Genomic DNA, 19,191 nt, shown 5'->3' with positions numbered 1-19,191 from the left:
CCGCTCAGCCCAGCGAGGCGAACCACCGTACGACGGCCCCGGTCGCCGCCTGCTGGGAGCCCAGATGGCGGGAGCCGCCGTAGTCCGGAGTGCCGAGGTCGACGAGGGGCACCTCGACGCCCCGGGCCCGGAACGACGCCTGGCAGTGCTCGCTGTTCCCGTTCACGGCCTGTTCGTCGCCCTCGGCGTAGTACAGCCGCATGGGCATCCGCGGTGCCCAGCCCGTGCACACCCCGTCGGTGATCCGGAGCGCGGTGGCCAGTCCGCCCGTCGGGTGCGCGATCAGTGCCCGCCCGTGCCGGGTGAGGAGTGCGTCGATCGTGTCCGGGGTCCTGGCCATGACCTCCTGCCCGGTGTGCGTGCCGTCCAACAGGCCCTCGATCGTGCGGGAGTACGGCGCCCGGAAGACCTCGCTCGGGCGGTCGTAGACGTGATGGAGCCGGTTGAAGGCGACCAGGGCCAGCGCGGTGTAGATCACGCCGTCCTTCGCGTCCACCCGCCCGTCCAGCAGGGACGGGAACGCCACGTCCCGGAAGGCGTACGCGCCGCTCACCGGTGCCACCGCCGCGACCCGGAAGCGGGGATCGGCTCCCTCCTGCAAGGCCCGTGTCAGCCCGAGCGCCGCCGACGCACCCTGTGAGAAGCCGGTGGCCAGTACCTTGTGCCCCAACTGCCGTCCCACCGTGGGCGCGAAGGAGGCCGCGGCCCGCAGCAGGTCCAGCGTGGCCGTCGTCTCGGACGGCACGTCCATCCATGCCTGGGGCCCGGAGCCGAGGCCGAGCCCCAGGTAGTCCGGGAGGACGACGGCGAAGCCCGCCGACGCGTAGGTGAGGGCGGGCGCCTGCCCCCACACCTCCGTCGACACCGAGGCGACATCGCCCTTGAAGAGTTCGGTGCCATGCGTGAACGACACCGTCCGCAGCCGTCGTTCACCACCGCGCGGGAACGCCAGCAGCCCGCTCGCGGTGGTCGGCCTGCCCTTGGCGTCCACCGTGCGGTAGACGACGCGGTACGTGTCCACGCCGTAGTGGACGGTCCCCGTGTCCCAGGCCGGGCCGTCCTCGTCGCTCTTCAGCTCGGCGGCCACCTGCCGCGCGGACAGCGTCCGCAGATGCACCACCGACACCAGCCGCCCCCGCGCCGTATCGGGCACTCCGTGCGCCGACGCGGCCGGAACGGCCCCCGCCCCCACGGCACCCGCGGACACCGAACCGCTCACCACCAGGGCGACGGTCACCGACGACATCACGATCATCTTGCCTGTCCGATTCATACTGCGACCGTACGAAGCGGACATCGCACCCACCATCCGGCCAACCCGCCCCCGGGAGAAGGGCTTTCCCCCTCTCGGGACCGGGTGCTGACACGCCACCGGCGACGCCCTGTGGTGCGTACGGCGGTACGAATGACACGCTGGGCATATGAATATCCCTTTCCTGGGCAACCGGGGCGAGAAGCACGGTGTTCGCGACGCCGCGGGTATCGCCGAGCTGCTGTCCGAGTGCGAACTGCTCCGCTCCCACGCGGCCCAGGAGGGCGTCCAACTCGACGACTCCGCAAGCTCGTTGGAGGCGCTCGACCAGCTGGTGCCGCGCTGGCGGGACGACGAGGAGACCCTGCGCCGGCTCGGCAACGACGCCGGTCTGTATCTGGGCACCGTGATCGTGCGCACCGTGCCGGGCGCCGCCTGGGAGATCTGGCCGGACGGCCAGCCCGTCGTACGGCTCGTCTCCGGGCGTGAGTTCGACGTCGTGGCCTCCGGTCAGGAGTGGGCCGTCAGCGGTGTACCCGAGCTCTCGCAGCTGTACGCCGAGGTCGCCGAAGAGTAAGAGCGGTGTAAATACGGCTAATGCCCGAAAAGTGCGTGTCGTGCGTTAACTCCACTCTTGTGTGGATAGTTTGCGGCAACCACGACACAGCTGAGAGTGAGTAGGGCTGGGCATGGCCGTCGATCCGTTGATCGAACTGCGTGACGTCAACAAGTACTACGGGGAGCTGCATGTCCTGCAGGACATCAACCTCACCGTCGGCAAGGGGGAGGTGGTCGTGGTCATCGGCCCTTCGGGGTCGGGAAAGTCGACGCTGTGCCGGGCGATCAACCGGCTGGAGACCATCGAGTCCGGGACGATCGAGCTCGACGGGCAGCCGCTGCCCGAGGAGGGCAAGGCCCTCGCGAAGCTCCGCGCCGAGGTCGGCATGGTCTTCCAGTCCTTCAACCTGTTCGCCCACAAGACGGTCCTGCAGAACGTCTCGCTGGCCCAGGTCAGAGTCCGCAAGCGCAAGCGGGAGGACGCCGACAAGCGGTCGTTGGAGCTTCTGGACCGCGTGGGCCTCGCCTCCCAGGCGCCCAAGTTCCCCGCGCAGCTCTCCGGCGGCCAGCAGCAGCGCGTGGCCATCGCCCGCGCCCTCGCGATGGAACCCAAGGCGCTTCTCTTCGACGAGCCGACCTCGGCCCTCGACCCGGAGATGATCAACGAGGTTCTTGAGGTCATGCGCCAACTCGCCCACGACGGCATGACGATGGTCGTCGTCACCCACGAGATGGGCTTCGCCCGCTCCGCCGCCAACCGCGTCGTGTTCATGGCCGACGGCCGGATCATCGAGGACCGCACCCCGGAGGAGTTCTTCACCAACCCGCGCAGCGACCGGGCCAAGGACTTCCTGTCCAAGATCCTCAAGCACTGAGCGGGGGAGTGCGATCCATGTTCCGTACGACCCGTGCGTCTCTCGCGGTGGCCGCGCTCGCCATGCTGTGCGCGAGCGCCTGCGGCAAGGAGGGCAGCCCGCCCGTCAAGGGACCGGCCGCCGAGAAACTCCCCAACTACCAAGTGGCGCAAGGCTTTCAGCTCCCCGACTCCAAGACCTGGAAGCGGGCGAAGAAGCGCGGCTACTTCAATGTCGGCGCCAAGGAGGACCAGCCCTACCTCGGCGAGAAGGACCCGGCGACGGGCACCTACTCCGGCTTCGACATCGAGATCGCCAAGATGATGTCGGCCTCCCTCGGCTTCGCCCCGAAGACCATCCACTTCAGGACGATCGCCTCCGCCAACCGCGAAACCGCCCTGCAGAACGGCCAGATCGACTACTACGTCGGCACCTACACCATCAACGACATGCGCAAGAAGCTCGTCGGCTTCGCCGGCCCCTACTACATGGCCGGCCAGTCGCTCCTCGTCCGCACCGACGAGAACGACATCCACGGCCCGCAGGACCTCGCCGGCAAACGCGTCTGCTCGGCGGCCGGCTCCACGCCGTACCAGCGCATCAAGGACGACTACCCCAAGGCCCAACTCGTCGCCTACGACACGTACTCGGTCTGTGTCGACAACCTGCTCACCTACCAGGTCGACGCCGTCACCACCGACGACGCGATCCTCATCGGCTACGCGGCGAAGGTCCCCGACCAGCTCAAGGTCGTCGGCAAGCCCTTCTCGAAGGAGCCGTACGGCATCGGAGTCCCGCACGGCGACAACGCCCTGCGGTTCGCCCTCGACGACGCGTTGGAGGCCCGTGAGAAGAACGGCGACTGGAAGAAGGCGTACGAGGCGACGCTCGGCCTGTCCGGAGTGCCCGCGCCCACCCCGCCCGCGATCGACCGCTACCCGGCGAGCTGAGGGAGGCAGACGTGAACGTACTGACCGACAACTTCTCGACCTTCGGCGACGGCTTCCTCGGCACCGTCGAACTCACCGTCTACGCCTCGGTGTTGGCGCTCGTCCTCGGCTTCCTCATGGCCTCCTTCCGGGTCGCCCCGGTCGGCTCGCTGCGGGTCTTCGGCACCGTGTGGGTGACCGTGCTCCGCAACACCCCGCTCACCCTGCTGTTCTTCGCCGTGCTGCTCGGCCTGCCGCGCTTCGGACTCGTGCTGCCCTTCAAGGTGTTCGCGGTCCTCGCGCTCGGCTGCTACACCTCGGCGTTCATCTGCGAGGCGCTGCGCTCCGGCATCAACACCGTGCCCCGCGGGCAGGGGGAGGCGGCCCGCAGCCTCGGGATGTCCTTCGGGCAGAGCCTCGGACTCGTCGTCCTGCCGCAGGCGTTCCGCTCGGTGATCCCGCCGGTCGGCTCCACGCTCATCGCCCTCGCCAAGAACTCCGCGATCGCCGGCGCGTTCAGCGTCACCGAACTCCTCGGCACCTACCGGACGTTGAGCGAACTCGGCTACGACATCGTCTGGACGTTCGTCTGGATCGCCGTCGGCTACCTGATCATCACCCTCGCCATCAGCGCGCTGTTCAACGCGCTGGAGAGGAAGTGGGGAGTCGCCCGATGACCATCGCCAACGCCCTCTACGACGTCCCGGGACCCAAGACCCGTAAACGGCACCGCCTTTACGGCATCGCGTCCACGGTCGTCATCCTCGCGCTCATCGGCTGGATCCTCTATCTCCTGTTCGACACCGACCAGTTCACCTACACGAAGTGGATGCCCTTCGAGTACAAGGGAATTCAGGAACTGCTGCTGCGCGGCCTCGGCAACACGCTCAAGGCCTTCGGTCTCGCAGCCGTACTGTCACTGGCACTTGGCACCCTGCTGGCGGTGGGACGCCTCTCGGACCACCGTCCGGTGCGCTGGCTGTCCACGCTCGTCGTGGAGTTCTTCCGCGCCATGCCCGTCCTGGTGATGATCTTCTTCATCTTCGTGGCGCTCAAGGTGCAGCCGCTGCCCGCACTGGTCGCGGGCCTGGCCCTCTACAACGGCTCGGTGCTCGCCGAGGTCTTCCGCTCCGGCGTCAACAGCGTCGAACGCGGCCAGCGGGAGGCCGCGTTCGCGCTCGGCATGCGGAAGGTCCACGTCATGTCGTACGTCCTGGTGCCGCAGGCCGTACGGGCCATGCTGCCCGCGATCATCAGCCAGTTGGTGGTCGCGCTGAAGGACACCTCGCTGGGCTATCTGATCACCTATGAGGAGTTTCTCCATGCCGGGAAGCTGATCGCGTCGAACCTCGACTACGATTTGCCGTTCATCCCTGTGGTGATGGTGATCTCGCCGATCTACATCGGGATGTGCATGCTGCTCTCCTGGTTCGCCGGTTGGGTGTCCCGCCGGGAGCAGCGCAGTCCCAAGACCGGGGCCGTGGACGTGGCCCCGGCGGAACCAGGGACGCTGCTGCCGCGGGTGCAGTAGTTGAGAGGGCACTTGCCCGTCCGGCAGCAGCCGGAGATCACTGCTCGCGCAGCGGGATCGACACGTACGACGGGTCGTTCGCCGGCGAGGAGAAGGTCAGCTGCGCGCCGGTCGGGTTGTGCTCGATGTAGAGCGGGTCGACCGTGTCGACGACCAGGGCGAGATGATGCCCTGCCGGGACGTCGTAGGCCGTGGAGAACAACTCCAGGTCCACACCGAACGGCTGGCCGGGCGTCTGCTCGTGCCAGGTGTACGGCGCGTTGCTGACCAGCTTGCCGAGGCCGAGCGGGCCCACGTCGTAGAGGTACGCGACGAGGGTGCCGCTCTCCTTGGTGTCCGTGACCGTTGTATGCAACTTCACCGTGCCGCGCACCTGTTGGGCACTCGTGTACGTCCCCGACTGCCAGACCGCCGCCCAACGGCGCGGGAGCAGAGGGACGTACGCCACCGGCGGCACCTGTGCGACCTGGTCGAGGATGCTGGACAGGAAGACGATCCCGCCGTCCGCGCCCGAGTCGACGTTGGTGTGGATGGTGGTCGTGCCCGCGAGGTCGATCTTCTTCCGGGTCGCGCCGACCGACTTCCAGTCCGGATAGCCCTCGTAGCCGCCTGCGGAACGGGACTTGAGCTCCACCGGCTGCTCGCGGTTGATGCCGTTGTCCGCGCCCTTGAGGTAGTGGTCGAACCAGCGCTCGGTGTCCGTCCACACGTCGTTGGGCAGCCCGAACAGTCCAGTCAGCTCGGCGGTGGCGTGGTCACCGGGGCGGAGTTCGAGCCGCTTGGGACCACTCAACTTCCCGTAGAAATCGGCTATTTGGTTGGGCGGGAAGATCGTGTCGCCCCAGGCGTTGGCGAGCATGATCGCCGCGCCGTTCTTGTTGATCTGGTCGACGTAGGTCGCGGCGGAGCGTTCCTTCCCCCAGTCGATCATCTTCTGTTCCTTGGACAGGTCGGAGGCGAGGAAGTCCTTGAAGACCTGGCTCGTCTCCGCGCTCGGTCGGCCGGTGACGAGGCCGACGCCGTCCAGCAGGGCGGTCGCCTGGGAGTGTTCGGTGCGGCCCGAGTAGATCGAGTCGATCAGGTCCGCCCAGCCGCTCAGTGAGGCAACCGCCTTGATCCGCTTGTCGTGTGCGGCTGCAAGGAGACTGATGCCGGCGCCGTACGACACGCCCGCCATCCCGATGTGGCCCGCGTCGGACGGGGTGTTGGCGAGCGCCCAGTCGATCACCTTGGACGCGTCGGCCACGTCCTTCGGGCCCGCCACCTCTATCCCGCCGCCGGACTGCCAGAAACCGCGGACGTTGTAACTCACCACCACATAGCCCGAGTTCGCGAGTTTCTCGGCCTGGGCCAGGTACTGGACCTGGGGGAATCCCCAGGCCGTGGGCATGACGAGGAGCGGGTAATCCTGCGAGCCGTCGGCGCCCGCGGGCGTGACGACGTTCGCCGCGAGCTTCGTACCGCCGTCGCCGGTGATGTCGACGAAGCGCACGCCGTTCGTGGCGGCCTGGGCGGCGGGAGCGATCCCGAGGACACCTCCGGCGATCAGGGTCGCGGAGACGGCGCCTGCGGCGGTCGTACGCAGGGCCTGGCGATGGGTTCGCACGGGTCACTCCTCACACGTGTCAATGCAAAGTGACCCGACGGTAACCGTGACTCCCTACCTTGGGTAACCCGTCAGTAAGTTACGTGCCAGTAAAGATTGTTGACGTGTGTGCGACCTCAGGTGGCGCGGTGTGTACTGCGTGGAGCCGGAGCAGGGAGAGGTGTCTCCGCGGCCCGTGTCACATCCGCGACCAGCTCCACCACATCGGGGCCGTACGCCTGCGAGTTGACCACCTTCAGCAGCAGGACGAAGGAGTTGCCGCCGTGCTTGCGGGCCAACCGCTCGTGGTTGCGGGCGAGATAGCGGGTCGCCGCCTGGTTGGTGATCGCGCGCTGGCCGCAGAAGAGGAACACCGGCCGCGCGCCGCCCAGTTGACCGGCGGTGAGGCGGGCGAGGAACACGTACTCGCCCTTGCCGGGCTCAAGTCGGTAGCGCTCGCTGCCTATTTGGAACGCGCCCCGGTCCGGTCCCGGCTCGGCGTCGACGTTGACGCGGATGCCGGGCAGCAGGGACGCCAGATGCGCGGCCATCCGGCGGTTGGAGGCCGGGCCGCCCACGCAGAACTCGGTGCGCTCGCCGAACCCCTGCTGGGCCGCGTCGTGCGCGACGACCTGGGCGTGCGCGTTGCAGTCCTTGATCAGGGCGGCGAGTTCGAGGAGCGCGAACACGTCGTGCCGCATCACGGAGAGTTCGGCGCCGCCTGCCTCGCGGTTGACCACGAGCAGCGACTCGGAGTTGTCGGGCAGCCCGAAGAACGCCTGCTTGCGCCGGAGTTTGCGCTTCCACAGATAGGTGCGGGCCAGCCAGCCGAGCGCGGCGCTGATGCCGGCGGCGGCCACGCCCAGAACGATGTTGCGCACGTCGTCATTCATGGGCGCGCATGTTAGCGGCCCCATGTGGCTGGTACGTACCGGTGTTCGACGTGTGGCACTCGTGTGACAGTGGCGCAAGGTGGTCTGTTGGGGTCATGGCAATGTGGCTACGCTGCGCGGACGGTTCTGACTGGAGGTAGGGATGCGTCGCCCTGTCGCACGGAAACTGTCGGTCCTGGCGGTCTCGGCCGCCATGGTGTCGGTGGGAGCAGCGGCCCCACCCGCCGGGGCGAGCGGCACAACAAGCGCCACCCCGGCGAAGGTTCCGGTGGCCGTCGGCTACGGCGGCGCGGTCGCGAGCGTCGACGCGGACGCCACCGCCGCCGGAATCGAGGTCCTGAAGAAGGGCGGCAACGCGGTCGACGCGGCCGTCGCCACCGCCGCCGCGCTCGGCGTCACCGAGCCCTACTCCTCCGGCATCGGCGGAGGCGGCTACTTCGTCTACTACGACGCCAAGTCCCGTACGGTGCACACCATCGACGGCCGCGAGACCGCGCCGCTGACCGCCGACTCCAACCTCTTCGTGGAGAACGGCAAGGCCCTCGCCTTCGCCGACGCCGTCAGCAGCGGCCTCAGCGTTGGCACCCCGGGCTCGCCCGCCACCTGGCAGACGGCGCTCGACCAGTGGGGCAGCAGGAAGCTCGGCACCGTGCTCAAGCCCGCCGAGCGGATCGCGAGCGACGGCTTCACGGTCGACGACACCTTCCGCAGCCAGACGGCGGCCAACGAGACCCGCTTCCGCTACTTCCCCGACACCGCCAAGCTGTTCCTGCCGGGCGGCGCGCTGCCGGTCGTCGGCTCGACCTTCAAGAACCCGGAACTTGCCGCGACCTACAAGGAGTTGGGCAAGAAGGGGATCGGTGCGATCTACCACGGCGACCTCGGCAAGGACATCCTCGCCACGGTGAACAACCCCAAGGTGGACGCCAGTTCCGGCTGGAACGCCCGCCCCGGCAAGCTGTCCGCCAAGGACCTCGCGGCCTACCGCGCCAAGCTCCAGGCGCCCACGAAGACGTCGTACCGCGGACTCGGCGTCTACTCCATCGCGCCTTCCTCCTCCGGTGGCACGACCGTCGGCGAGGCCCTCAACATCCTTGAGAAGACGGACCTTTCGAAGGCCAGCGAGGTCCAGTACCTGCACCACTACATCGAGGCCAGCCGGATCGCGTTCGCGGACCGGGGGCGCTGGGTCGGCGACCCCGCCTTCGAGGACGTACCGACGAAGGAACTCCTGTCGCAGAAGTTCGCCGACTCGCGCGCCTGCCTCATCAAGGACGACGCGGTGCTCACCAGCCCGCTGGCGCCCGCCGACCCGCGCAACCCGACGGCCTGCACCGCCGCCGGGACGGCCGCGCCGACGACGTACGAGGGAGAGAACACCACGCACCTCACCGTCGCCGACAAGTGGGGCAACGTCGTCTCCTACACGCTCACCATCGAGCAGACCGGCGGCAGCGCGATGACCGTGCCCGGCCGCGGTTTCCTGCTCAACAACGAGCTGACCGACTTCTCCTTCACCCCGGCCAACCCGGCCGTACACGACCCGAACCTGCCCGGTCCGGGCAAGCGCCCGCGCTCGTCGATCTCGCCGACGATCGTCCTCGACAAGCACAACAACCCGGTCGTGGCGCTCGGTTCACCCGGCGGCGCGACCATCATCACCACCGTGCTGCAGACCCTCACCGAGTTCCTCGACCGGGGCCTCCCGCTCGTGGACGCGATCGCCGCGCCCCGCGCCAGCCAGCGCAACGCGGCCAACACGGAACTCGAACCCGCCCTCTACAACAGCGACTTGAAGACCCAGCTCCAAGCCATTGGGCATTCGTTCACTCTCAACCCGGAGATCGGCGCGGCAACCGGTGTGCAACGGCTGCCGAACGGCGAGTGGTTGGCGGCCGCCGAGAAGGTACGGCGGGGCGGCGGCTCGGCAGCAGTCGTGGACCCGGCGCCGTAGCGGACGTCAGACGGTAGTGGCGGGCGGCTTCGTGAGGAACGCGAGCCGCCCGTCCGCCACGTCCACCGTCACCCGATCTCCCTCCGCGACCGTGCCGTCCAGGAGCAGGCGCGACAGCTGGTTGTCGACCTCGCGCTGGATGGTGCGGCGCAGCGGGCGGGCGCCGTACTCGGGCTGGTAGCCCTGGCGGGAGAGCCAGTCGACGGCCGGGTCCGTGAACGCGACCGTGATGCCCTGCGCGTGCAGGAGGCGGCGGGTGTGTTCCAGCAACAGCCCGGTGATCAGGCGGAGTTGCTCGGCGGTGAGCTGGCGGAAGACGACGATCTCGTCGATGCGGTTGAGGAACTCGGGGCGGAAGTGCTCGCGCAGCGGGCGCAGGATCTGCTCGCGCCGGGCCTCCTCGTCCGCGTCGGCACCGCCAGGGCCGAAGCCGATACCGGTCCCACGCCGGGTGATCGCCTCGGAGCCGAGGTTGCTGGTCATCACGATCACCGTGTTGGTGAAGTCGACCGTGCGGCCCTGCGAGTCGGTCAACCGGCCGTCGTCGAGCACCTGGAGCAGGATGTTGAACACGTCCGGGTGCGCCTTCTCGACCTCGTCGAGCAGGAGCAGCGAGTACGGGTGGCGGCGTACGGCCTCGGTGAGCTGACCGGCCTCCTCGTGGCCGACGTAGCCGGGCGGGGCGCCGACGAGACGGCTGACCGTGTGCCGTTCCTGGTACTCGCTCATGTCCAGCCGGACCATCCGGTCCTCGCTGCCGAACAGGGCCTCGGCGAGCGCCCGGGCAAGTTCCGTCTTGCCTACGCCAGTTGGGCCCAGGAAGAGGAAGCTGCCGATCGGCCGGTCCGGGCTCGCCAGCCCGGCGCGGGAGCGCAGCACCGCGTCCGACACGACCCGGACCGCCTCCTCCTGCCCGACGACCCGCCGGTGCAGATGCTCCTCCAGACCGAGCAACCGGTCCTTCTCCTCCGCCGTGAGACTGCTCACCGGGATACCGGTCTGCCGTGACACGACCTCGGCGATCGCCTCGCCGGTGACCTCCAGGTGCTGTCCTTCGTCGCCCTGGTCCTCGGCACCGGCCTCCGCCAGCCGGACCTTCAACTCGGCGATACGGTCGCGCAGTTGCGTCGCCTTCTCGTAGTCCTCGTCGGCCGCCGCCTGGTCCTTGTCCCGGGCGAGCTGCTCCGTCTCGCGCTCCAGGGCCCGTACGTCCGTGCCCTTCGTGCGCGCCCGCAGCCGTACCCGCGCGCCCGCCTGGTCGATCAGGTCGATCGCCTTGTCCGGCAGCCTGCGGTCGGTGAGATAGCGGTCCGACAGCTCCACGGCGGCCACCAACGCCTCGTCGGTGTACCGGACTTGGTGGTGTGCCTCGTAACGGTCGCGCAGCCCGCGCAGGATCTCGATCGCGTCCGGGACGGTCGGTTCCGGCACCAGGATCGGCTGGAACCTGCGGGCCAGCGCCGCGTCCTTCTCGATCCGGCGGTACTCCTCCAGTGTCGTAGCGCCCACGATGTGCAACTCGCCGCGGGCGAGCGCCGGTTTGAGGATGTTGCCGGCGTCCATCGAACCGCCCTCGCCGCCACCGCCCGCGCCGACCACGGTGTGCAACTCGTCGATGAACACGATCAGTTCGTCCGAGTGGGCGCGGATCTCGCCGACGATGTTCGTCAGCCGCTCCTCGAAGTCGCCCCGGAAACGGGTGCCCGCGACGACGCCGGTGAGGTCGAGGGCGACGACTCGCCGCCCGACCAGCACGTCCGGTACGTCGCCGTCCGTGATGCGCTGCGCGAGGCCCTCCACGATCGCGGTCTTGCCGACGCCCGCGTCGCCGATCAGCACCGGGTTGTTCTTGCCGCGCCGGGACAGTACCTCGATGGTCTGCTCGATCTCCTCGTCGCGGCCGATCACCGGGTCGATACGGCCGTGCCGGGCCAGGTCGGTGAGATCGCGGCTGTACTTGTCGAGGGTGGGGGTGCCGGTGGGGCGGGGCTGGTCGGTGCGGGTCTGGGTGCCGTCCGGCGCGTCGGGAGGCAGGCCTGTGGGGGCGTAGCGGGCCGCGTTCAGGATGTGACCGGCTGCGGAGTCCGGGTTCGCGGCGAGGGCGCCGAGGACGTGTTCGGGGCCGATGTATCCGGTGCCGCCCGCTCTGGCGAGGTCATGGGCGTCCAGGAGGGCGCGTTTGACGGCCGGGGTGAGGTTGAGGGACGTGCCCTCCGGGGGTTGGACCGGTCCTGAGCGCTCGTCGATCTCCGCCGCCAGGGAGTCGGGGTCCGCGCCGGCGCGGGTGAGGAGGCCACGGGTGGGCTCCGCGGTGAGTGCGGCGCGGAGCAGGTGCTGAGTGTCCAGGTCGTGGCTGCCGTGTTCCGCGGCGTATTGGGCTGCGCCTCGTACGAGGTCTCTGGCCGGTTGGCTCAGCATGCGGGCTATGTCTACGTGGCGTGGACCGGGGCGGGTGGCTCCTCCGAAGAACCTGGCGAAGAAGTCTCCGAAGGGGTCGTTTTCGGGGGGTATGTAGCCGCTGGTCATCAATCCACCATGGCACGGGTCACCGCGTGGGGCATGTGCGGGTTTGGGGGGATTGCGGTTGATTTTCGGGTGCGGGTGCGTTGTGGCTGGTCGCGCAGTTCCCCGCGCCCCTTGGGTGGGACTGCTTACCGTCGCTCAGTCAGGACCCTGGGTCCTGCGTCCGTGATCGCCACCGTGTGTTCCACGTGGGCCGCTCTCGAACCGTCGTTGGTGCGCAGGGTCCAGCCGTCCTTCGCCGCGTGGTAGTCGTCCCGGCCGCCCGCGATCAGCATCGGCTCGATCGCGATGACCATGCCGTGGCGGAGGGGGAGGCCTCGGCCGGGGCGGCCCTCGTTCGGGATCCCCGGGTCCTCGTGCATCTGGCGGCCGATGCCGTGGCCGCCGAAGTCCTCCATGATGCCGTAGCCGGCCGTGCGGCACACCGTGCCGATCGCGTGGGCGATGTCCCCGATGCGGTTGCCCACGACGGCTGCCTCGATGCCCGCCGCCAGGGCGCGCTCGGCCGTGTCGATCAGGCGGACGTCGGCCGGGCGCGGCTCGCCGACGATGAAGCTGATGGCCGAGTCGCCGGCCCAGCCGCCCAGCTTGGCGCCGAAGTCGATCGAGACCAGGTCGGCGTCGCGCAGCCGGTAGCCGTCCGGGATGCCGTGCACGATCGCGTCGTTCACGGAGGCGCAGATGACTGCGGGGAACGCGGTGGGCGCGAAGGCGGGGCGGTAGCCGAGGAAGGGTGACGTTGCGCCCGCGGCGCGCAGCACGTCGTGCGCCAACTCGTCCAGTTCCAGCAGGGATACGCCCACGTCGGCGGCCTCCCGCACGGCCGTGAGGGCGCGGGCCACGACCTGGCCCGCCTCGTACATCGCGTCGATAGAAGTGTCCGTCTTCAGTTCCACCATGCCAATTACTATACCGGTATTAGAATGACGGCATGGTACGCACCCCTCTCACCCCCGAAGAGCGCGAACGCGGCGAACGGCTCGGCCGGCTGCTCCGCGAGGCCCGTGGCGGCCGCAGCATGACGGACGTGGCGGCACACGCGGGCATCTCGGCGGAGACCCTCCGCAAGATTGAGACAGGCCGGGCTCCCACTCCCGCCTTCTTCACCGTGTCCGCCCTCGCCGAGGCGCTCGGGCTGTCCATGGACGAACTAGTGGTCAGGTGCGCGCCGTTGGCAGCCTGAACCTGGCAGCGCGACGGCGCCCGGCGGGAGGCCTCTGCCCTGTCCGACCCTGCTCCGGCGCCCTTTCGTCGCCGGATCCGGCGTGAACCCCGCGGGCGCACAGTCGGGAGGCGTAGGCTCCGAGCTCTCTGCGCCCGGCTCGAAAAGCTTCCGTAGCCGCGTCGTAACACAAATGGTGTTTTCTACGGATCGGAGCATTCCGGTCTGGCGGGAGTTGGAGCATGGCTGTGGATCAACTCCCCGGACAGGTGCGGGAGTTCGCGAACTATCTCGACGGACTGCTGGCGCGCCTGGACCAGGGCGGCGGCTGGTGCGGGGTGTTCTGGCAGCGCGATCCCGATGGCATGCAGGCCTGTCTCGGCGGGCGTGAAGTGCCGCCCTGGGACGTGGTGGAGGCCCTCCTCCAGGACCTCGCGGCGGAGTACGGCCCCCGCGTCGCCGACCACGAGACGGACCGGGCCCGCGCCCTGCACGCTGCCGCGCTCGCCGCGTTCGACGCCCGACCCGGCAGCCGGGACGCACTCAGCGACCGGCTCGACGTGATGCTCCGCGAGCAGAAGTACGCGGCCGAACGGCAGGCGGAACTGGGGCGGTTGCTCAACTCCGCCGGTACTCAGGAAGAGGCCGACGCCCTCCGCCTCGACCTCGCCTGGGCCCACGACGACCACGAACGTGCCACCGCCCGCTGCACCGAACTCCGCACCCGCATCGAGCACTTGGACAACCGCGCCCACTTCCAGGGTGCCCAGGCCATCCGCCGCGACCGGCACGGCAATGTCTTCCACGTCGACGACACGTTCCAGGGCCAGAACACCTCCCCGTACGACGGGAACCAGGCCCCGCACCGACTGCCGCGCCAGCGCGACACCGAGCAGGTACCCGTCACCGGACCGCAGGCCGGGGGCGGAGTCGGGGGTGGATACGGCAGCCCCGACGGTGTCGACGGGATGCGCCGGGACGACCGGACCCCGGACGCGCGCCGCGGCTACGAGGAATTCGAGCGCGCGAACCCCGGCTACGGCGATCCGGACCCCACGTGGGACGACCTCGCGAGCCCCGACGCCACCCCCGCGACCGAGCCCACCGACCAGGCCGAGGCCGCCGCACCCGCCCCCAAGCAGCGCAAGCGCCGCCGGGGCAGCGCCCGCTTCGCCGGAATGGTCGAGGACGACACCGCCACCACCGCGGCCCCGGACCCCGCAGCCGCCGTACCGGAGCTCCCCGATCCCGCGCCCACCGCCCGCCGGACCCCGCGCGGAGCCCGTTTCGCCGGGGCCGCCCGGCCGGTCGAGCGGTCGCAGCCGCGGCGGGAGCCGTTGGACGCGGAGGCTCGGCAGGGCACCGTGGAGGCCGTTCAGCGCCTCGTGGGGCTGCGGCGCGAGGGCCGTAGCGGCGAGGCGCACGCGTTGCTCGTCGAGGCCGCGAACTGGCCCGCCGCGCGCTTCCCGCTGCTCGCGGCCGAACTGCAGCGCGCCGGGCTCGGCGCGGACTGGGCGACGCTGCTGTGGGAGGCCGCCTCGCTGCCCGCCGACCGGCTGGTCGGCGCGGCGGACGCGCTGGTGGCGGCGGGCCGCACGGCGGACGGCGAGCAGATCCTGCGGCAGGGCGTGGCCCGCCCCGCGGGAGAGATAGGCGAGGCCGTGCTCGCGCTGGCCGCGGAGGGGCGCCGCCGGGAGATCCACGCGCTTCTCGACGCCTACGTCAGGGTCCGCACCCCGGAGGAGGCGGCTCGCAGCGTCGCGGCCGACCCACAGCAGCTGGTTCCGCTGCTGCTGGAGGCCGCGCAGGGCGCCTCGGACGAGTGCCACTGGGATCTCGTCCACGCGCTGCGAGTGGCGGGCTTCAGCGCGTGAGCGCTCCGCTGGGTTAGCGGTTGGGTACGTGGTTTTTCGGCCGCGCGTCGGTGGGGGCTGGGCGCGCCCACGCGGCGGAGCCGCATATCGATACAGCCCCGCGCCCCTTACGGGGCTCGGGCCCGCCTACCTGGCCCAGCGGCTCACCCACCGGAGGGTGAAACACGATCGACTCCGCGGGTTAACGACGATGGTCTTGGCAAGGCTCCTCCGGAGGCTTACGTTCATCCCTCTACGGCCTTGTCTACGGGCGTAGAGGCTCTGGCGTCCCGTCGAAGGAGCAGCTCATGGCCAACGTCGTACGCGCCGCTCTGGTCCAGGCCACCTGGACCGGCGACACCGAGTCCATGGTGGCGAAACACGAGGAACACGCCCGCGAGGCGGCTCGTCAGGGCGCCCAGATCATCGGGTTCCAGGAAGTGTTCAACGCCCCCTACTTCTGTCAGGTCCAGGAACCCGAGCACTACAGCTGGGCCGAGCCGGTGCCCGACGGGCCGACCGTGCGTCGTATGCAACAGCTCGCGCGCGAGACCGGCATGGTGATCGTCGTCCCGGTCTTCGAGGTCGAGCAGGAGGGCTTCTACTACAACACCGCGGCCGTGATCGACGCCGACGGCACCTTCCTCGGCAAGTACCGCAAGCACCACATCCCGCAGGTCAAGGGCTTCTGGGAGAAGTACTACTTCAAGCCGGGCAACGCCGGCTGGCCCGTCTTCGACACCGCCGTCGGCAAGGTCGGTGTCTACATCTGCTACGACCGTCACTTCCCCGAGGGCTGGCGTCAACTCGGGCTCAACGGCGCGCAGTTGGTCTACAACCCGTCCGCCACCTCGCGTGGTCTCTCCGCCTACCTCTGGCAGCTGGAGCAGCCGGCCGCCGCCGTCGCCAACGAATACTTCATCGCCGCGATCAACCGTGTGGGACAGGAGGAGTACGGGGACAACGACTTTTACGGGACGTCGTACTTCGTCAACCCGCGGGGCCAGTTCGTCGGCGAGGTCGCCAGCGACAAGGACGAGGAACTCGTCGTCCGCGACCTGGACTTCGGGCTGATCGAGGAAGTTCGCCAACAGTGGGCGTTCTACCGCGACCGGCGTCCCGACGCCTACGAAGGGTTGGTGCAGCCGTGACCAAGGACCTGCTGGGACGCCACCGGGACGTGCTCCCCGACTGGCTCGCCCTGTACTACCAAGACCCGTTGGAGATCACGCACGGCGAGGGCCGGCACGTCTGGGACGCCGAGGGCAACAAGTACCTCGACTTCTTCGGCGGCATCCTCACCACCATGACCGCGCACGCGCTTCCCGAGGTCACCAAGGCGGTGAGCGAGCAGGCCGGGCGGATCAACCACTCGTCCACGCTCTACCTCAACCGGCCGATGGTCGAACTCGCCGAGCGCGTCGCCCAGTTGTCCGGCATCCCGGACGCCCGCGTCTTCTTCACCACCTCGGGCACCGAGGCCAACGACACCGCCCTCATGCTGGCCACGACGTACCGGCGCAGCAACCAGATCCTGGCCATGCGCAACAGCTACCACGGCCGCTCCTTCAGCACGGTCGGCATCACCGGCAACCGCGGCTGGTCCCCGACCTCGCTCTCCCCGCTCCAGACGCTGTACGTCCACGGGGGTGTACGGACGCGCGGTCCCTACGCCGACCTGAACGACGCCGAGTTCATCGCGGCCTGCGTGGACGACCTCAAGGACCTGCTCGGTCACGTCCGGCCGCCCGCCGCGCTGATCGCCGAACCCGTCCAGGGCGTAGGGGGGTTCACCTCCCCGCCCGACGGCCTGTACGCCGCCTTCCGTGAAGTCCTCGCCGAGCGCGGGGTGTTGTGGATCGCCGACGAGGTGCAGACCGGCTGGGGCCGCACCGGCGACAACTTCTGGGGCTGGCAGGCCCATGCGGAGAACGGCCCGCCGGACATCCTCACCTTCGCCAAGGGCATCGGCAACGGCATGTCCATCGGCGGTGTCGTCGCCCGCGCCGACATCATGAACTGCCTTGACTCCAACAGCATTTCGACCTTCGGCGGCACCCAGATCACCATGGCGGCCGGGCTCGCCAACCTCACCTATCTGCTGGAGCACGACCTCCAGGGCAACGCCCGCCGCGTCGGCGGCCTCCTCATCGAGCGGCTGCGGGCCGTCGCCGCACAGCATCCCGGCGTACGGGAAGTGCGCGGGCGCGGACTGATGATCGGCATCGAGCTGGTCAAGCCCGGCACCGACGAGGCCGACCCGGACGCCGCGTCCGCCGTACTCGAAGCGGCCCGCGAGGGCGGCCTGTTGATCGGCAAGGGCGGCGGACACAACACCAGCGCCCTGCGCATCGCCCCACCGCTGTCCCTGACCGTCGCGGAGGCCGAGGAGGGCGCCGCGATCCTCGAACGGGCTCTGAGGAGCACGCAGTAGAGCACACGCTGAACAAGGGAAGACCGTCATGACCACCTCCTTGGGAACCCCGGGAACTCTGGACGCCCTGGAGCCCGCCCTGTCGGTGCGCCAGGTCCTCGGCCTGGAACGGGTCCTCGCCGGGGAACCCGAGGTGGTGGCCGGCGCGAGCCAACTCGACCGGCTTGTGCGGTGGGTGCACGTCGCCGAGGCCGCCGACGTCGGCGTGATGCTCACCGGCGGCGAGATGGTCCTCACCACTGGGGTCCTCCTCGCGGGTGACGAGGCGGCGCAGGCCGAGTACATCCAGTCCCTGCACCGCGCGGAGGCCTCGGCCGTCGTACTCGGCCTGGGGCGGGCCTTTCCCGCCCCGCCGGACGTGATGCGCCGAGCGGCCGAGCGGTGCGGGCTGCCCATGGTGGTGCTCCACCGGCCCTTCCCCTTCGCGGAGTTGACGGAAGAGGTCCAATCCCGGCTCGTACGGCGGAAGTTCGCCGCCGTCAGCCTCTCCGAGGCCGTACGGACCGCGCTCACCGGACTCATCACCGGCGGCGCCCCGCTGCAGAGCCTGCTCGACGAGGTCGCCGCGCACAGCGCCTGCCCGGTCGTCGTCACCAACCTCGCCCACCGCGTCCTCGCCACGGCGGGGGAGCGGTCGGCCGTGGACGACGTGCTGCGCGACTGGGAGCGCATCTCCCGGCAGGCCGGCGGCAGCGAGGGCGACGGCTGGATCCGCGCCGAACTGGGCGGACGCGGCGAGCGCTGGGGCCAGATCATGCTGTGCGGCTACCGCGGCGACACCGCCACCGGACGCCTCCTCGCCGACCGCGCCGCCGAGGCCCTCGTCCTGCACCGCATGCTCGGCGGCTCCGCCCACACCTGGGAGGAACAGTCCGCGCAGAGCCTGCTGACCGACCTGGCGAGCGGTGTCGTACCCGCACGACAGCTCCTGCCCCGCGCCCGCGCGGCCGGACTGCCGGTCAACCGCCGCACCTTCGTACCGATGGTCGTACGCGACGGCGACACGGCCCAGCTCGACCGCGTGCTACGGCTGTTGGGCTTGCCCGGACTCGTCGCCGAACTGGCCGACGGAGTCATCGCCGTCTTGCTCAGCCTGCCCCGTGACCAGGACGCGGACGCCCTCGCCGCGCACTTCGCGAGCCGACTGCGCACCGAGTCCGGGGCGTTGAAGGCGGTCGTGGCCGCCGCCGGGCAGCGCACCCTCTGGGACGACGTCCCCGCCGGTTTGCGCGAGGCACAGCACGTCGCCGACGCCGTGGCCGACTCCAGCGACGCACTCGAACTCCCCGCCGTCGTACGCCTCAAGGACGTTCATCTGCGCGGCCTGATCCGGCTGTTGCGCGACGACCCGCAGGTGCAGTCCTTCGCCGAGCGGGAGTTGGACGGGCTGCTCTGCGCGGCCGACGAGGACCTGCTCGCCGTACTGCGCACATATCTGGCCACCGGCCGCAACAAGTCGCGCACCGCACAGCTCCACCACGTCTCGCGGCCCGCGCTGTACCGCCGGCTGGAGGCGATAGAGGGCCGGCTCGGGGTGGACCTCGACGACTTCGAGCAGGCCGCATCGGTGCACATCGCGCTCCTCGCGCACGACGCGCAACAGGGGTGAAACATGGGACTACCTGGGAAAACGGCGGTGAAACATGCGCCCACGACAGGGTGA

Annotated in this window: 16 protein-coding genes; 11 read left to right on the top strand and 5 right to left on the bottom strand. The window is 69.8% G+C overall.

The features are described 5' to 3' along the window. Positions 1 to 4: 4 nt before the first annotated feature. The gene (locus AB0I69_RS09780) at positions 5 to 1,273 is read right to left on the bottom strand and encodes a lipase (protein WP_363095079.1); all 1,269 of its coding nucleotides are present in this window, start codon (positions 1,271 to 1,273) and stop codon (positions 5 to 7) included. Positions 1,274 to 1,421: 148 nt separating this feature from the next. Here AB0I69_RS09780 and AB0I69_RS09775 point away from each other — a divergent pair, with 148 nt between their 5' ends. From AB0I69_RS09775 to AB0I69_RS09755, 5 genes are all read left to right on the top strand, one after another. Next, complete coding sequence (locus tag AB0I69_RS09775; protein ID WP_363095078.1) at positions 1,422 to 1,829, top strand: DUF6278 family protein; 408 nt, start codon at positions 1,422 to 1,424, stop codon at positions 1,827 to 1,829. Between the two features lie 112 nt (positions 1,830 to 1,941). After that, positions 1,942 to 2,685, top strand: a complete 744-nt coding sequence (locus tag AB0I69_RS09770; RefSeq protein WP_363095077.1) for an amino acid ABC transporter ATP-binding protein — start codon at positions 1,942 to 1,944, stop codon at positions 2,683 to 2,685. A gap of 17 nt (positions 2,686 to 2,702) precedes the next feature. Beyond that, positions 2,703 to 3,614 carry a glutamate ABC transporter substrate-binding protein gene (locus AB0I69_RS09765; protein ID WP_363095076.1) on the top strand — a complete coding sequence of 304 codons (912 nt, stop codon included), beginning with the start codon at positions 2,703 to 2,705 and terminating at the stop codon, positions 3,612 to 3,614. Between the two features lie 11 nt (positions 3,615 to 3,625). Next, complete coding sequence (locus tag AB0I69_RS09760; RefSeq protein WP_363095075.1) at positions 3,626 to 4,270, top strand: amino acid ABC transporter permease; 645 nt, start codon at positions 3,626 to 3,628, stop codon at positions 4,268 to 4,270. Continuing rightward, the gene (locus tag AB0I69_RS09755; protein ID WP_363095074.1) at positions 4,267 to 5,124 is read left to right on the top strand and encodes an amino acid ABC transporter permease; all 858 of its coding nucleotides are present in this window, start codon (positions 4,267 to 4,269) and stop codon (positions 5,122 to 5,124) included. Before AB0I69_RS09760 ends, AB0I69_RS09755 begins: the two co-directional genes overlap by 4 nt. A gap of 37 nt (positions 5,125 to 5,161) precedes the next feature. Here the strand turns inward: AB0I69_RS09755 and AB0I69_RS09750 are convergent, their stop codons facing one another. After that, entirely contained in the window at positions 5,162 to 6,730 is a 1,569-nt protein-coding gene (locus tag AB0I69_RS09750) for a CocE/NonD family hydrolase (RefSeq protein WP_363095073.1), read from the bottom strand. A 116-nt stretch (positions 6,731 to 6,846) separates the two neighbouring features. Further along, complete coding sequence (locus AB0I69_RS09745; RefSeq protein ID WP_363095072.1) at positions 6,847 to 7,602, bottom strand: hypothetical protein; 756 nt, start codon at positions 7,600 to 7,602, stop codon at positions 6,847 to 6,849. A gap of 142 nt (positions 7,603 to 7,744) precedes the next feature. Here AB0I69_RS09745 and ggt point away from each other — a divergent pair, with 142 nt between their 5' ends. Beyond that, the gene (gene ggt / locus AB0I69_RS09740; RefSeq protein WP_363095071.1) at positions 7,745 to 9,556 is read left to right on the top strand and encodes a gamma-glutamyltransferase; all 1,812 of its coding nucleotides are present in this window, start codon (positions 7,745 to 7,747) and stop codon (positions 9,554 to 9,556) included. A gap of 6 nt (positions 9,557 to 9,562) precedes the next feature. Here the strand turns inward: ggt and AB0I69_RS09735 are convergent, their stop codons facing one another. Next, complete coding sequence (locus tag AB0I69_RS09735) at positions 9,563 to 12,082, bottom strand: ATP-dependent Clp protease ATP-binding subunit (protein ID WP_363095070.1); 2,520 nt, start codon at positions 12,080 to 12,082, stop codon at positions 9,563 to 9,565. A 125-nt stretch (positions 12,083 to 12,207) separates the two neighbouring features. Then, on the bottom strand, positions 12,208 to 12,978 hold the full coding sequence (gene map / locus AB0I69_RS09730) for a type I methionyl aminopeptidase (RefSeq protein ID WP_363095069.1): 771 nt from the start codon (positions 12,976 to 12,978) through the stop codon (positions 12,208 to 12,210). 32 nt (positions 12,979 to 13,010) lie between these two features. Here map and AB0I69_RS09725 point away from each other — a divergent pair, with 32 nt between their 5' ends. The 5 genes from AB0I69_RS09725 (at position 13,011) to AB0I69_RS09705 (ending at position 19,137) form a co-directional block, all read left to right on the top strand. After that, entirely contained in the window at positions 13,011 to 13,262 is a 252-nt protein-coding gene (locus AB0I69_RS09725; protein WP_019062010.1) for a helix-turn-helix transcriptional regulator, read from the top strand. Positions 13,263 to 13,483: 221 nt separating this feature from the next. Next, a complete protein-coding gene (locus AB0I69_RS09720; protein WP_363095068.1) occupies positions 13,484 to 15,115 on the top strand; it encodes a hypothetical protein in 1,632 nt (543 codons plus the stop codon). A gap of 287 nt (positions 15,116 to 15,402) precedes the next feature. Then, the gene (locus AB0I69_RS09715) at positions 15,403 to 16,245 is read left to right on the top strand and encodes a nitrilase-related carbon-nitrogen hydrolase (protein ID WP_363095067.1); all 843 of its coding nucleotides are present in this window, start codon (positions 15,403 to 15,405) and stop codon (positions 16,243 to 16,245) included. After that, positions 16,242 to 17,528 carry an aspartate aminotransferase family protein gene (locus AB0I69_RS09710; RefSeq protein ID WP_363095066.1) on the top strand — a complete coding sequence of 429 codons (1,287 nt, stop codon included), beginning with the start codon at positions 16,242 to 16,244 and terminating at the stop codon, positions 17,526 to 17,528. Before AB0I69_RS09715 ends, AB0I69_RS09710 begins: the two co-directional genes overlap by 4 nt. Before the next feature lie 28 nt (positions 17,529 to 17,556). Next, positions 17,557 to 19,137, top strand: a complete 1,581-nt coding sequence (locus AB0I69_RS09705; protein ID WP_363095065.1) for a PucR family transcriptional regulator ligand-binding domain-containing protein — start codon at positions 17,557 to 17,559, stop codon at positions 19,135 to 19,137. Positions 19,138 to 19,191 lie beyond the last annotated feature (54 nt).

Origin of the sequence: Streptomyces sp. NPDC050508 (assembly GCF_040655155.1) — a bacterium.
Classification (GTDB): Bacteria; Actinomycetota; Actinomycetes; order Streptomycetales; family Streptomycetaceae; genus Streptomyces.
This window is presented reverse-complemented; position numbering and strand designations above follow the sequence as displayed.

What these genes read in the sequence shown, in the direction of transcription:
- AB0I69_RS09780 (WP_363095079.1), bottom strand. Translation starts at nt 1,273, where the DNA reads ATGAATCGGACAGGCAAGATGATCGTGATGTCGTCGGTGACCGTCGCC.
- AB0I69_RS09775 (WP_363095078.1), top strand. Translation starts at nt 1,422, where the DNA reads ATGAATATCCCTTTCCTGGGCAACCGGGGCGAGAAGCACGGTGTTCGC.
- AB0I69_RS09770 (WP_363095077.1), top strand. Translation starts at nt 1,942, where the DNA reads ATGGCCGTCGATCCGTTGATCGAACTGCGTGACGTCAACAAGTACTAC.
- AB0I69_RS09765 (WP_363095076.1), top strand. Translation starts at nt 2,703, where the DNA reads ATGTTCCGTACGACCCGTGCGTCTCTCGCGGTGGCCGCGCTCGCCATG.
- AB0I69_RS09755 (WP_363095074.1), top strand. Translation starts at nt 4,267, where the DNA reads ATGACCATCGCCAACGCCCTCTACGACGTCCCGGGACCCAAGACCCGT.
- AB0I69_RS09745 (WP_363095072.1), bottom strand. Translation starts at nt 7,602, where the DNA reads ATGAATGACGACGTGCGCAACATCGTTCTGGGCGTGGCCGCCGCCGGC.
- ggt (WP_363095071.1), top strand. Translation starts at nt 7,745, where the DNA reads ATGCGTCGCCCTGTCGCACGGAAACTGTCGGTCCTGGCGGTCTCGGCC.
- AB0I69_RS09735 (WP_363095070.1), bottom strand. Translation starts at nt 12,082, where the DNA reads ATGACCAGCGGCTACATACCCCCCGAAAACGACCCCTTCGGAGACTTC.
- map (WP_363095069.1), bottom strand. Translation starts at nt 12,978, where the DNA reads ATGGTGGAACTGAAGACGGACACTTCTATCGACGCGATGTACGAGGCG.
- AB0I69_RS09725 (WP_019062010.1), top strand. Translation starts at nt 13,011, where the DNA reads ATGGTACGCACCCCTCTCACCCCCGAAGAGCGCGAACGCGGCGAACGG.
- AB0I69_RS09720 (WP_363095068.1), top strand. Translation starts at nt 13,484, where the DNA reads ATGGCTGTGGATCAACTCCCCGGACAGGTGCGGGAGTTCGCGAACTAT.
- AB0I69_RS09715 (WP_363095067.1), top strand. Translation starts at nt 15,403, where the DNA reads ATGGCCAACGTCGTACGCGCCGCTCTGGTCCAGGCCACCTGGACCGGC.
- AB0I69_RS09705 (WP_363095065.1), top strand. Translation starts at nt 17,557, where the DNA reads ATGACCACCTCCTTGGGAACCCCGGGAACTCTGGACGCCCTGGAGCCC.